This window comes from Thermogemmatispora aurantia (assembly GCF_008974285.1).
In the GTDB taxonomy this organism is placed as follows: domain Bacteria; phylum Chloroflexota; class Ktedonobacteria; order Ktedonobacterales; family Ktedonobacteraceae; genus Thermogemmatispora; species Thermogemmatispora aurantia.
The window spans coordinates 1-13,079 of record NZ_BKZV01000004.1 but is presented as its reverse complement, the minus strand read 5'-3'; the positions used below and the strand labels follow the sequence as shown (position 1 = coordinate 13,079).

Here is a 13,079-nt window from a genome sequence, read left to right as displayed (position 1 = left end):
CTATCAGGCTCAGTTGGGCTGAGCTGAGCGCTGCATCAGCGTCTGGCGTTGGCCTGGCCGCGGTTGAGCACCGGGATCTTGGAGACGGTCCAGCGGTCGTTGGGGCTGGCGACCTCGAACTGCACCATCGAGATGGCGTCGGTCGGACAGCGCACGATGCACAGGCCGCAGCGGATGCACTTCTCCTCGTCGATGATCATGTCGGCGCCGCCCTGCCAGGTCTCGGCCAGCTGATGGAGCGGATCACCTTTGACCACGCGCGAGAGACCTTCCATGCTGATGCAGTCGTACGGACAGATGTCGACACAGCCCGAGCAGAGGATACAGATCGAGGGATCGATCATGATGTTGAGCTGGCACTGCAGGCAGCGCCGGGCCTGAATGACTGCTTGCTCGGGAGTATAGCCGGTCTCGGTCTCGCGGGTATAGCTATAGCGCTCCTTGACAGGCAGCGACGGAATATTTTCATGCGGGATCGACTCGTAGTCATCGACCATGCCGCGGCGGTAGTCGGGCAGCTCGATCTCTTCAGGTGGCTCCGCCGGCTTATCCTGCCCGCCGAGATAGCGGTTGATGGCAATGGCGGCATCGCGTCCGTCAGCGATGGCCGAGATCAGGTTACGCGAGCCTTCGGTGAAGTCACCGCCAGCGAAGAGGCCGGGGTAGCTGGTCATCCAGGTCTCGCGGTCGATCAGCGGCACGCCGGTGCGGCGATTGACCTCCAGATTCAGCTCCTTGGCCGGAATCCAGGAGGAATCACTATACTGACCGAAGGCGGCGATCACCATGTCGATATCGTCGAGGACAAACTCGCTGCCTGGGATGGGAATCGGACGGCGGCGTCCGCTGGAGTCAGGATCGCCGAGCTTGTTGCGCACAAACTTGATGCCGCTGACGTGGACGCCATCCTTGCTCAGAATTTCGGTCTGCGTGACCAGATACTGGAACTCAACGTTTTCGCGAATCGCTTCATCAACTTCGTACTCGTCGGCTGGTTGCTCCTCTTTGGAGCGGCGGTACATGACGTAGACTTTCTCAGCGCCGAAGCGGATGGCGGTACGGCAACAGTCCATCGCGGTGAAACCGGAGCCGAGGACGACGACGCGCTTGCCGACAAAGACCGGTTCACCATAGTTGGTCTTGGCCAGAAACTCAATGCCGTTCATGACGCCGACAAGATCGGCGCCGGGGACGACCTTCCCGTCTGGTCCGGTAATCGGGTTGGAGATATAACAGCCGGCGGCCAGAAAGACGGCATCATACTGCTTGAGGAGGTCGGTGAGCTGGATGTCGCGCCCGACGCGTGTGTTATAGACGACCTCGACTCCGAGGTCCTCCATGTACTCGTTGCACTCCTCGTAGGTGACGCTGCGCGGCAGGCGCCAGATCGGGATGCCATTGACCATGACGCCACCAGCCACGGGATCGGCTTCGTAGATGGTCACTGGATAGCCCATCTCGCGCAGATCACGAGCACAGGCGATACCGGCGGCCCCAGCCCCAACGACGGCGACTTTCTTGTCTTTGGTGATCGGGGGCCGCTCGGCGCGATGGCGGAATTGGCGATGATCGGCGGCGGCACGCTTGAGCCAGCAAATGGCAATGGGCTTGCCGTCGATCTTGTTACGCCGGCAGACCGGCTCACAGGGGCGCGCACAGGTGCGCCCCAGGACGCCCGGCACGACGTTGGCTTTGCGGTTGAGCAGGTAGGCCTCGTCAAAGCGCGCCTGCGAGATGAGGCCGATGTAGGTTGAGACGTCGGTATGCGCTGGACAGCCTACCTGGCACGGTATATTGGTTTGATACCAGTCAGGGCTGGCCAGGAAGGACTGGTATCGGGGTTCCAGTTCGCGATCAGGATCAATCATAGCGGGAGAATCCTTTCCTGAGCATCCGGTTACTTGCTCTAGTTGCCCGGAGTCACCTTTCGGCTCTGCCTGAACGAATGGAAGCCAACGCGGGCCGCGGGGCACTCGCCTCTCTTTATCCTATCCTTCTTGCCCTCTCTCTGGGTATCCGCTTACCGGACTGCTTCGCTTCGCTTCACTCGCTTGCTTGCGGCCTTTCCTTCTGCCTGCCGAGCGGCTGAGGCTCTCGGCGACCCCGCCAGGCTTCCCCTTCCCTCTCCGGTTTTCCGGTCAATGCACAGGTTCAGCTTGCTTTGCTTTGGTTTGCTCGCTTTGCTAGCGTTGGCTATTGACGAGACTGGACCGCTTTGCGGGGCGGTGTATTTCTTCCGTCCGTCAGATTATAGCATAGCGCATGGAGAGGAACAAGGCGCAAAGAGGCCAGAGCCTGGCTATCAGGCTGCCTGAAATTGCCTGGATTGAGCGGTTACGCTGCTGACGCTGCTGCCAGGTCGCCCTGACTCTGAGCCTGACGCTGTCGCCTGTCGGCTTCCCATTTGCTGTTGGGCCACATTTAGTGCGTGTGATGGATGGCAGCGGCCTCTTCGGCTCCGGCCTCGGCAGGCAGCGGCGCGGCAATGAGGCCGGCCAGGAGCGCAGCACGCGGGGCAACGCTGTCCAGCACCAGGTATTCATCGGGGCTGTGATCGTTGCCCCCAATGGGACCAAGACCGTCGAGGGCTGGTACTCCATAGAGGGCGGCGTAGCTGGCATCAGAGGCGCCGCCAGTCAGGACATGCTCCAGGGGAAAGCCCAGGAGTGCGGCAATAGCCTGGGCCTGCTCTGCCATGCAACGCGCAGCAGGGGTGCAGACCAGGGGATGCTTGAGATGAGGATCTTCTTCTAGCTCCAGGCGCACGCCGGGGACGCGTTGCTGCTGAAGTAGTCTCAGCCAGCGCTCTTCGGTAGCCTCTTTATCCTCAAGGTGCAGGAAGCGCAGGTCAAAGCGAGCTTCGGCGTAGTCCGGGACGACGTTGGTGGCACTGCCGCCGCTAATGAGGCCCGGCGTGATGGTGAGGCCCTCGCGCCAGCCTGAGAGGCTGGCAAATTGGAGCAGCTGATGAGCCAGTTCGATGATGGCGTTGCGGCCTTTTTCGGGTTCGACGCCGGCGTGGGCGGCTCTGCCGTAGGCGCGCAAGGTGTAGCCAGCGTTGCCTTTGCGCGCACTGACGATGGCTCCATTGGCACGGGCAGCCTCCAGGACCAGAGCACGGTGGGCGTCATGGAGAACCTGCTCCATGAGATCGTCGCAGTGGCGGACGTTGATTTCTTCGTCGGAGACGCAGAGGAAGCGCAGCTCGCCAAAGGGCCGGCAGTTGAGAGCTTGCAAGGCTTCGAGGGCGTAGAGCGCCGCCAGGATGCAGCCTTTCATGTCGCAGACGCCGGGGGCGTAGAGGCGGTTGCCTTCTCGGCGCAGGGGACGTGCGGCAGCAGTGCCCACGGGATAGACGGTGTCGCTGTGAGCCAGGAGGACCACCACATCGTCGCGATCGCTCTGACCGCGTAACCTGGCTAGCAGATCATTCCCCCACTCCTGGCGCTCGACAATGGTGACTTCCATGCCAAGGGCTTGCAGACGGGCAGCAAGCCAGTTCGTTGCTTGATCAATGCCAGCTTTATGAAAGGTGAAGGTTTCAAAAGCGCAGAGGGTGCTCAGCTCATCAATATAGCGCGCCAATCGTTGGCGGACATAGTCTTCAACGCTTAGGACAAGTGTGTGCAAATCCATGACTGCCTCCCCACGAGCCAGGGCTTGTTTCTTGTAATTGAACGAGAGGATAGATGAGATGTGACCTCTTGTCAAGGGTTTGGAGGACATTTGTCTTTCATCTGTGGTACATCGCTCTATCATGGGCATACCTTGAGTCTCTCTAAGGCCGGGCAGTCTGGGAATAAGGAAATCAGACCCTTTGCAGCTACCTTCTCCTGACGCAGAGAGGGTTCGGGCCAGGGACAGCCACCCGCTGAGGGCGGACAGTCTGGCGCAGGGAGCCAGGACAGGACTCGGCTGCTCCCTCGAGCAGCACTCTTCGGGATTTCCTTTATCAACTTGCCCCCTCCTTGTCAGAAGAACCTTTGGGGCAGTCGAGGAGGCACTTCCCTTCTCGGAAGGTTGCTCACCCTCTGCCCCTGTTCTGCTACCTGCAACACCAACTACCTGCAGGATGAGGAAGACCGCCCATATCCTGTGTCTTGATCAAGACCACTGGAGGGTTGCTTAGTGAAAGCCGACAAGTCTTTCTCTCTATCACAGGCGCATCGCAGCAGCTCTGCTCGTTATGCTCGTTCGCTGCCTCGATCTGTCCGGCAGTTTCCCATGCCCATCCCCCTGACAGGCAGCAGGACATCCCCGGCACTCCCCCACCTTCCACCGGCCAGGGGGAGATTGTATAACATAAGCAGGCAACAATCCGCCCGCAAGCAGTAGACAACCTTGCCCTAACTCAACACCCACAGAAACTAATCAACTCAACCTGGAAAGGAAGAAGTACAGCATGTCGCAGCACGAGCATTCAGGCCCGGCAAGGCAGCCGGGCACCAGTGGACCGCGCACCGTCCGCGCCCCGCGAGGCACGCAGCTCTCCTGCAAAGGCTGGCAGCAAGAGGCAGCCATGCGCATGCTCATGAATAACCTCGATCCCGAGGTAGCCGAGCGGCCCGACGACCTGGTCGTCTACGGCGGCTCAGGACGTGCCGCCCGCTCCTGGGAAGCCTTCGACGCCATCGTCCGCGCCCTCAAAGAGCTGGAAGATGACGAAACCTTGCTTGTCCAGTCGGGCAAGCCAGTCGGCATCTTCCGCACCCAGCGCGACGCGCCGCGTGTCCTCATCGCCAATGCCAACCTCGTCCCCCACTGGGCCACCTGGGACGAATTTCGCCGCCTCGAAGCCCTGGGACTGACCATGTACGGGCAGATGACCGCCGGCTCCTGGATCTATATCGGCTCTCAAGGCATCGTCCAGGGCACCTACGAGACCTTCGCCGAGGCCGCGCGTCAGCACTTCGGCGGCACACTCCGGGGGCGATTCGTCCTCACCGCCGGTCTTGGCGGCATGGGCGGCGCCCAGCCGCTGGCCATCACCATGAACGAAGGAATCTGCCTGGCCGTCGAGGTTGACCCGCAACGCATCCAGCGCCGGCTGCAGACCGGCTACTGCGACGAGATGGCTAGCACCCTCGACGAGGCTCTGGCTCAGATCCGCGAGGCCAAGGATAACGGCCAACCGCTCTCGATCGGCCTCATTGGCAACGCAGCCGAGGTCTACAGCGAGCTGGTCCGTCGCAACATCATTCCCGATCTGGTCACCGACCAGACCGCCGCCCATGACCTCCTGAACGGCTATATTCCCGCTGGCCTCTCCCTGGACGAGGCCAACGACCTGCGCCGGCGCGATCCCCAGAGCTATATCGAGCGCGCTCGCCAATCGCTCGTCAGCCAGGTACGCGCCATGCTTGAAATGCAGCGACGTGGCGCTGTCGTCTTCGACTACGGCAACAACCTGCGTGGCCAGGCCCTGGCAGCAGGCGAGCCGCACGCTATGGACTTTCCCGGCTTCGTCTCTGCCTTCATTCGCCCTCTCTTCTGCCGGGGCAAGGGACCTTTTCGCTGGGTTGCCCTCTCAGGTGATCCCGAGGACATCTATCGCACCGATGAGGCCATCCTTGAACTCTTTCCCGATGATCAGGCCCTGCGCCGCTGGATCACCCTCGCCCACGAGAAGATCCACTTCCAGGGGCTGCCAGCCCGTATCTGCTGGCTCGGCTATGGCGAACGCGCTAAAGCCGGCCTGGCCTTCAATGAGCTAGTTGCGCGCGGTATCGTCAAGGCCCCCATCGTCATCGGACGCGACCACCTGGACAGCGGCTCCGTCGCCTCTCCCTATCGCGAGACCGAGGGCATGAAGGACGGCAGCGACGCCATCGCCGACTGGCCCATTCTCAACGCCCTCCTCAATACGGCCTCGGGCGCTACCTGGGTCTCCTTCCACCACGGCGGCGGTGTCGGCATCGGCTACTCGCTACACGCCGGTCAGGTTATCGTCGCTGATGGCAACCCCGAAGCGGCCCGCCGTCTGGAGCGCGTGCTCACTAACGATCCTGGTATTGGGGTTGTTCGCCACGTCGATGCCGGTTATGACGAAGCTCTGGCCTGCGCTCGCCAGTGGGGTCTCAAGATGCCCATGTCTCCAGGGGAGTAAGCCAGAGGGTCGCCCCCTCAACAGTAACCTCTCTCCGAGCTGACCACGCTCCTGCCGCAAAAAAAGCACTGGCCGGCAACGCAGTGTTCTCAGACTGGCAATTTTGCACACTGCGTGACCGGCCAGCTTTCTCTCCCTTAGCAGGTCCGCCAGGCTGACGCTTCACACCACTGAGCTAGGTGCTCTGCAATTGACTCTGCGTCTGCGGGGCCCGATCGATCTTCCAGGTTCCGTTTTCACGCACAAAGTTCATTGTGCCCGTCACTACGCGCGGACTTCGCTGGAAGGTCAACGATAACTGAGCAGTGGCATGGTCCCCATTCTGCTGGAAATTGGTGGCCGAGCAACTGGTAACTGGTCCCACAAGAGTCGTTATAGTCAGAAAAGCTTGAGTAAACTGCTGCTCGCTCTCACTAGCCTGCAGCGTGGATGAGAATTGCCCATAGGCCGTATGATAGTCACTCTTCTTCAGAGCGCTGCAGAAGGTATCAACTGTCTTCTGAGGCGAAGAAGCAAGCAAGCCGAGAGGCCCAGGGAAATTGAGTGGATTAAAGAGTACCACCACCAGAGCAAGCACCAAAAGCACCAATACCAGGAGGCCGGCTATCAGACAACCTGTGCATCCCCTGCGTCGTGGTTGTGGTTGCGGCTGCGGTGGAAATTGGGGATAACCAGCTGCCTGGCTGGGGAAGGCTGGGGTTCCCTGGGGAGGCGGCCCATAGGGTGGCGACTGCGCGGGATAGCCTGGCGGGCCTGCCGGCGGCTGCTGGCCATAGCCCTGGGGAGATGGCCCTCCATAAGGCTGAGCCTGCCAGCCTCCTTGCTGTGCATAGCCTTGCCCCTGGAGGGGAGAGGCAGCAGCAGGAGGCGACTGATATGCTGGCTGAGGATAGGAGGGCGCTGCCGGAGAGGGCTGGAACTGATCGGGTGAACCAGCCACCACCGTACGCTCCTCGGCCTCGCTCCCAGCTCCAGCAACCTCATAGGTAAAGACTGTCTCGCCAAAACGAATGCGATCGCCCGAGTTCAGTCGCCAGGGAACCTGACTGGTCAGGCGCTGATCATTGACAAAAGTGCCATTGGTACTGCCCCGATCAACCAGGCTGTACCCTCCATCTTCAGCCCGAAATTCCGCATGGTGTGAAGAAACCTGTTGATCATTCAAACGAATCTGATTATCGGGCGCACGCCCCACAGTCGTCACGCCCGGCCCCAGGGTGATACGCCCCTGTGGGCCGTTCAAGCTGGCTTCCACTAGAGAACTCCTTCTTCCTTATCGAGGTCTACGTCCTTCCCGCTTGTCTGCTTAGAGCCATTCACCCGACCAGAACACCTTGGTCACAGTGGACCAGACTGCTCCGCCCTGTGACTGCACCACTGATTACTACGCAAGCAAAGCTGATGTGGCTTCGACACGTCATTCACTGACTTGAGCCTGCCCCTGGCCGGTCTGCGATTGCCTCACGGCTAGAAGCCTTTTTCTTCTTGGCTGGCCTCGCTCGCTCACTTCAAACAAGAAGTGGTTGGAACATTTAGAGTGACAAACAATCGGCTTGAGGTGTTCTGGCAGCCCAATCTTCGCCATACTCCAGAGGAAACTCCCGTCTTGCCTGGCACAGTTCACCCTTGCTTATCCCTTTCCAAAAAACGCAGCAAGCGTACTTTTTTCAAGGAGAGCTATGCCCAGGGCTGGACCATGCCCCTGTCAAGGGTACTCAGGAGAGAGAATTAAGGCGCCAGAGGTCAGCCTCCAGCACCAGCTCATCCTCATCCGTTTCCGTTTTGCCATTGGCATAGGTAATGACTCCATTCACAATGAACCGATCAGCTTTTTTCTGCACCGCTCCCACGGAGCAGCTCTTGATCCCCCCATTGCTCTTGATTACCGGATTAACCACGTTGACAAACTGACGCAGGCCGCCAAAGTGGGCCTGGAAGTCCAGGCTGAGTAGTTCATAGGCGATGTCATAAGTGCCCTGCTGCAACGCCTTGCAGAAACTCAAGAGGGAGCGCTCCGGCGTCGACAAAGACGACAGAGCATCGATCAACCAGTCGTCCGTCGCAGGTACCAGCAGGGCCGTGCCCTGCTCCGGCTGGGCCTCCGTCTGGTAGCGTACCACGACCAGGGCCTTGGCCTGGCTGGGGGCTACCGTCTCAAGCTGTGAGGAGCAGGAGGTGATACCATCCACGAGTAAGCGGAAAAGCCCCAGAGAGACATGATGCTGAAAAAGCGGAGTCAACTTTGCGTAAGCGGCTTCAGCTTTTCCTCTTTCCAATCCTGAACACAAGGCACTGAGCGAGCGCGGCAGCGCTGTGAGCGTCTCGTCCTCGCTAATCAGCCAGGTTCCGCCCTGCTCGTTCAGGCCGACCTGCTGGGTCTGCAGCTGACCAGCACTGGTGAGTCGTAGCACTGCTGTCGCCGTTGTCCCCTGCACATGCAAGGCCTCATAGCTACAGCGCTCGGTCTTGCCCAACACGCCAGCGAAGACCAGAAAAGAAGCCTGACGCTGCAAAGCTGAGTCCAGATAGTGATAGGCCGAGTCAGGATCACCCTGGCTCAGAGCAGAACAAAAAGCGGCTAATGACTGTTCTGGAGTTGAACGGAGTGCAGACCTGTAGTAGAAGGCCGCCCCAGCAATCAGCGCCAGCAGCAGAGTTGCAGCCAGAACGACCAGGAGTAGCCGTCGACTCGCGCGCCGACGCCCTCCGCTGGCTGGTGGCGCTGGCGGTGACCAGCTCGACTTGCCAGCCGTCACAGCCCACGGCGGCTCAGGACCGCCATACGCTATCTGACCACTGGCATGACCGTTGGAACCGGCATGCAGATCTGGCAAACGCCCATTATCAGGATCAATAGACCACATCGGCGCCTCTCTTCCTTCCGTCCCTCCACCCTTCCGTCCCCCCCATCAGGCAAAGTAACATCCTTTCCTCGCTTCTTACCCTGCCTCTCAGCCAGCCACCGACCAGGATGTCAAAGGCGAGAGCCAACAGAGCAACCTTCCCTTGCGTTGAGCAACAGGGCAGGCAGGACGGCAATAGAGCCATACAGGCTACTGGCCAGCTACTTGCCAGCATAGGGCAAACAGGGCATACTAAAGAGACAGCAAGAGCGCCACAGCAGCAGAGGAACCAAAGCTAGCCAGTGACTGGCTCCGGCGCGAGATCGGCGCCGACCTTTCACTCCCGGCGCGCGCCGCAGGCTGAAGTATGCAGCAAAGCTGACACAACTGGCCTTCAGGGGCGAGCACGTCACAAGGAGCAAAGCGTGAACGACATCATGCTCACCGAAGAAGATGACATCATTATCAGCACCACCAGACTCACAAAGGCCTTTGGCAACCTCGTGGCAGTCAACGATCTGAATCTGCGCGTGATGCGAGGCGACGTCTTCGGCTTTCTCGGCCCCAACGGCTCGGGCAAAACCACCACCATTCGGATGCTGTTGGGGCTGATCCGTCCCACAGCGGGGCGCGCCTTTATCTTTGGCATGGACACCCAATATCAGCTTCCGCGCATCCTGCGGCGCATCGGTGCTGTCGTTGAAACGCCCGTCTTCTATCCCTACCTCTCCGGGCGAGACAATCTGCGCATCATCGCCGCGGCCTCAGACATGGCGCGGCATCCTCTCACCGACAAGCGCATCGAAGAGATCCTTGAACTGGTCGAATTGCGCTCCCAGGCCGGGTTAGCCTATCACAAATACTCGCTCGGTATGAAGCAGCGGCTCGGCATCGCCGCGGCTCTCCTGACCGATCCTGAGCTGATCCTCCTGGATGAACCAACCAACGGCCTGGACCCGGTCGGCATGGTTGAGATTCGCCAGCTAATCGTGCGTCTGGCCCAGCAAGGAAAGACCATCTTTCTCTCCAGCCACATTTTACACGAAGTTCAGCAGGTCTGTAATCGCGTAGCCATTCTGCACCGGGGCAACCTGATCAAGCAAGGTGACGTCAGCGCTCTCCTGCGCCAGAGCGAGCACATTCTGATTCGTATGAACAGCGCTGCCGAGGCCCGGGCGGCCCTGCAGGTCTTGCAGGAGGCACGTGAGCGCGGAGCCAGCTGGATCAAAGCCATTGTAGCGGCGGGAGTCGGCCCCAGCGAGCAGCCTGGAAAGGCGAGCGAGGCCAGAGGGGAGGTCGCAACAACACTGCGTGTCGAGGCGCCCGCGGAGCGCTCTGCAGAGATTAATGCCTTACTGGCTCAGCGGAACCTTTTCGCGGCAGAAATCCATCCCCAGGAGGGTAGCCTGGAAGAAGCCTTCCTTGAACTCACGGCGGCTGCGCAATCCCACGGGGCAGCGGCCTCTGCCTTCGGTGGCCTTCCAGCCCCTGCGCCATATGGCAGAATCGTGCCGGGAGAAGGGAAACGTCAGTAAGCGAAAGGAGCGAGGAGAAACAGAGCCTATGCATCCCATAGACACCGGTCTTTCTACGTCAGCTAGAGAGGGCCAGCCGCTAGCCGAGCAGTTTGCCAGCGCGCCGGTTCTCCTGGGTCGGCGCGACTACCTGAGCGTTCTGCTGCGTCTGACCGCGATGGAACTCTACAAGCTTCGCCGCCGTCCGCTTACGCGAATCTCGGTCCTGATCACCTTGCTAACCACCCTGCTCGTTTTTTTTGCCCTCTTCCTCTTCTCAACAGGAGACGGGAGTGGCCAGGTAGTCAGGTTGCTCCTGCCTCCCACCTCTCTCAATATTGCCGTGCAAACAGCCCTGACACCTTTCACCATTTTAATTATTATTATCGCGGGAAGCACAGCTGGAGGCGAGTACACTCAGGGAACGATTCGCCTGCTCTTCACCCGAGGGCCCACACGCACGCAGTTTCTGCTTGCCAAGGTTGGGGCCATGCTCATCTGCTCTATCGTGGGCATCAGCGGTCTGAGCATCAGCGGCCTGGTGATTGGCTACCTGCTCAGTCTTCTCAGACAGGCGCCGAGTCCAGCCCCTTTTCTCACGACGAGCTGGTTACTTCATACTGGCCTTTTTCTGCTTCTGGCTATGTTCAATTGGTTCATCTTCGCTGTCATTGCCCTTTTCTTCGGCATCCTGGGTCGCTCCAGTGCTGCGGGTATTGGAGGAGGCATCGTCTGGTATCTGCTAGAGCCGATCATAGGGCAAATCTGCCAGCTGAGCAGCGAGCTGGTACAAGGCCCAGTCAGCGCCTTCCTGCGCGCTGTTCCCGACTACCTGATCGGTAACAATCTCGCTACCTTGATGGCTCATCAGGGGTATTATATCTTTGGGAGTAGTAGTATCTCTACACTGCCCGATGCGGAAGCTCTTACAGTGCTGCTCGCCTACATCGTGCTCCTCCTGAGCATTGCTGGCTGGCTGAACCATAGGCGAGACATCACCAACTGACCTTGACTGAAACAGAATCGAGCGAGGCCCAGCCATGAAGATGCTCGATGCCGCCCCGATCAAAGCATATGGCTATGAATTGGGCTTTGACCTCGTGCGGATCACAGGGGCAGAAGCATTCCCCGAGACAGAGCGCGTCATCAAGGAGCGTATTGCGGCGGGACTCATGGACGGCCTCCCCTGGTTCACCAGCGAGCGAGCGGAAGTCTCTTGCCATCCCGACGCCCTCCTGCCGGAGGCCCGTTCGATCATTGCCCTGGCCATGTCTTACCTCAGCGAGCCGCCGGAGGAGCCAGAGGATGACCAGCCACGGGGCCGTATCTCGCGCTACGCCTGGGGTGAGGACTACCATGAGATCATCAAGCCCAAGCTGAAGCAGTTTGCCGACTGGCTGCGGGAATATGCGCGTCGTGAGGCCGGGCAAGAGCTAGAAGCACGACTGTTCGTCGACACCGGGCGCATGGTTGACCGCGCCGTCGCCCAGCGTGCAGGCATCGGCTGGTATGGCAAAAACACGACCATTCTCACACGCGGCTGGGGTTCCTGGGTCTTTCTTGCCGAGATTGTGACAAATCTGCCACTTCCTGCAGACGAGCCACTGCAAGCCAACTGTGGTAAGTGCGAACGCTGTCTATACGCCTGTCCTACGGGAGCGCTACCTGCTCCCTATGTGCTGGACAACCGGCGTTGCATCTCCTATCTCACGATCGAGCTACGCGGTAGCATCCCGCTAGAGCTACGTCCCCTCATGGGGAACCTGATCTTCGGCTGCGACATCTGTCAGGAGGTCTGTCCCGTCAATCAGGTTGTGGAGAAGCGCCTCGGGCTGCGCCAGGCCGGACGAACAGCGGAGCAGGCCGGAGATGGGAAGACGGAAGCAGCAGCGGTGAGATCCAGACAGCGACCGCAGATGTGGCTGAGGAGGCGCGATGAGTTCCGCCCGCGGCCCCAGGTTGGCGGCGTACCCGAGCTAATCCCGCTGCTGGCCCTCAGCGAAGAGGAGTTCCGCGCCCGCTTTCGTCATACACCTATCTGGCGGGCCAAGCGACGTGGTCTGCTGCGTAATGTCTGTGTAGCGCTAGGAAATCTTGGCGACAGGCGGGCCGTACCGGCGCTGATTCAAGCCCTCTGTGACGCAGAGGCCCTTGTGCGCGGGCATGCAGCCTGGGCACTAGGGTGCATCGGGGGAGAGGAGGCTCGGCGGGCGCTCAGAGAGCGGCTTGAACAGGAAGAAGATCCAGAGGTTCGTCAAGAGATCCTGCAGGCACTGACCATGCTGGACGGCAAGAATTAAGGAAAGAAAAAAAGGCGCTGATTACGCCTTTTCTCACGTGGAGAAGCAGTTACCGACTGCCCACTCAATAAGCGGTGAGAGACAACTGATCGCGAGACACTTGCCTCAATTTTGCCGAGAGAGAGCAGACAGCAGCTACAAGCCAGTCAGCGACATTCGGCCAAGAACGCAGCGCCATGAAATGGATAGGAAGGCACAAGCCGTTCGGTCATTAGGGCCGGTCAGCTGCACCTGTTACCAGGTGTCCACCTCCGGTCTATCAACCAGGTGATCTTCCTGGGACCTTATCTCCGGCTGGGGGTCCAGCCTGGAGCGG

Annotated in this window: 8 protein-coding genes and 1 rRNA gene; 4 read left to right on the top strand and 5 right to left on the bottom strand. The window is 60.0% G+C overall.

Annotated elements, in window-relative coordinates; translation table 11 throughout:
- Positions 1-35 precede the first annotated feature (35 nt).
- Positions 36-1,868 carry an FAD-dependent oxidoreductase gene (locus KTAU_RS12690; protein ID WP_151728754.1) on the bottom strand — a complete coding sequence of 611 codons (1,833 nt, stop codon included), beginning with the start codon at positions 1,866-1,868 and terminating at the stop codon, positions 36-38.
- 553 nt (positions 1,869-2,421) lie between these two features.
- Positions 2,422-3,636: a M20 family metallopeptidase gene (locus tag KTAU_RS12685; protein WP_170293269.1), complete on the bottom strand. Its 1,215-nt coding sequence runs from the start codon at positions 3,634-3,636 to the stop codon at positions 2,422-2,424.
- A gap of 766 nt (positions 3,637-4,402) precedes the next feature.
- On the opposite strand from KTAU_RS12685, the gene hutU reads away from it, so the two are divergent.
- Positions 4,403-6,106, top strand: coding sequence for a urocanate hydratase (gene hutU / locus KTAU_RS12680; RefSeq protein WP_151728752.1), 1,704 nt, complete (start codon positions 4,403-4,405; stop codon positions 6,104-6,106).
- Between the two features lie 175 nt (positions 6,107-6,281).
- On the opposite strand, the gene KTAU_RS12675 is transcribed toward hutU, so the two are convergent.
- Entirely contained in the window at positions 6,282-7,361 is a 1,080-nt protein-coding gene (locus KTAU_RS12675) for an Rv0361 family membrane protein (protein WP_151728751.1), read from the bottom strand.
- A gap of 460 nt (positions 7,362-7,821) precedes the next feature.
- Positions 7,822-8,970, bottom strand: a complete 1,149-nt coding sequence (locus KTAU_RS12670) for a nuclear transport factor 2 family protein (RefSeq protein WP_151728750.1) — start codon at positions 8,968-8,970, stop codon at positions 7,822-7,824.
- Positions 8,971-9,374: 404 nt separating this feature from the next.
- On the opposite strand from KTAU_RS12670, the gene KTAU_RS12665 reads away from it, so the two are divergent.
- The 3 genes from KTAU_RS12665 to queG are packed head-to-tail and all read left to right on the top strand — an operon-like array spanning position 9,375 to position 12,763.
- The gene (locus KTAU_RS12665; protein WP_228026446.1) at positions 9,375-10,484 is read left to right on the top strand and encodes an ABC transporter ATP-binding protein; all 1,110 of its coding nucleotides are present in this window, start codon (positions 9,375-9,377) and stop codon (positions 10,482-10,484) included.
- A 28-nt stretch (positions 10,485-10,512) separates the two neighbouring features.
- Complete coding sequence (locus tag KTAU_RS12660) at positions 10,513-11,469, top strand: DUF2705 family protein (protein WP_170293268.1); 957 nt, start codon at positions 10,513-10,515, stop codon at positions 11,467-11,469.
- A gap of 34 nt (positions 11,470-11,503) precedes the next feature.
- Positions 11,504-12,763: a tRNA epoxyqueuosine(34) reductase QueG gene (gene queG, locus KTAU_RS12655; RefSeq protein ID WP_151728748.1), complete on the top strand. Its 1,260-nt coding sequence runs from the start codon at positions 11,504-11,506 to the stop codon at positions 12,761-12,763.
- 191 nt (positions 12,764-12,954) lie between these two features.
- On the opposite strand, the gene KTAU_RS21810 is transcribed toward queG, so the two are convergent.
- Positions 12,955-13,079 (bottom strand): 23S ribosomal RNA (locus tag KTAU_RS21810); the annotation flags it as partial.

What these genes read in the sequence shown, in the direction of transcription:
- KTAU_RS12685 (WP_170293269.1), bottom strand. Translation starts at nt 3,636, where the DNA reads ATGGATTTGCACACACTTGTCCTAAGCGTTGAAGACTATGTCCGCCAA.
- queG (WP_151728748.1), top strand. Translation starts at nt 11,504, where the DNA reads ATGAAGATGCTCGATGCCGCCCCGATCAAAGCATATGGCTATGAATTG.
- KTAU_RS12660 (WP_170293268.1), top strand. Translation starts at nt 10,513, where the DNA reads ATGCATCCCATAGACACCGGTCTTTCTACGTCAGCTAGAGAGGGCCAG.
- hutU (WP_151728752.1), top strand. Translation starts at nt 4,403, where the DNA reads ATGTCGCAGCACGAGCATTCAGGCCCGGCAAGGCAGCCGGGCACCAGT.
- KTAU_RS12690 (WP_151728754.1), bottom strand. Translation starts at nt 1,868, where the DNA reads ATGATTGATCCTGATCGCGAACTGGAACCCCGATACCAGTCCTTCCTG.
- KTAU_RS12670 (WP_151728750.1), bottom strand. Translation starts at nt 8,970, where the DNA reads ATGTGGTCTATTGATCCTGATAATGGGCGTTTGCCAGATCTGCATGCC.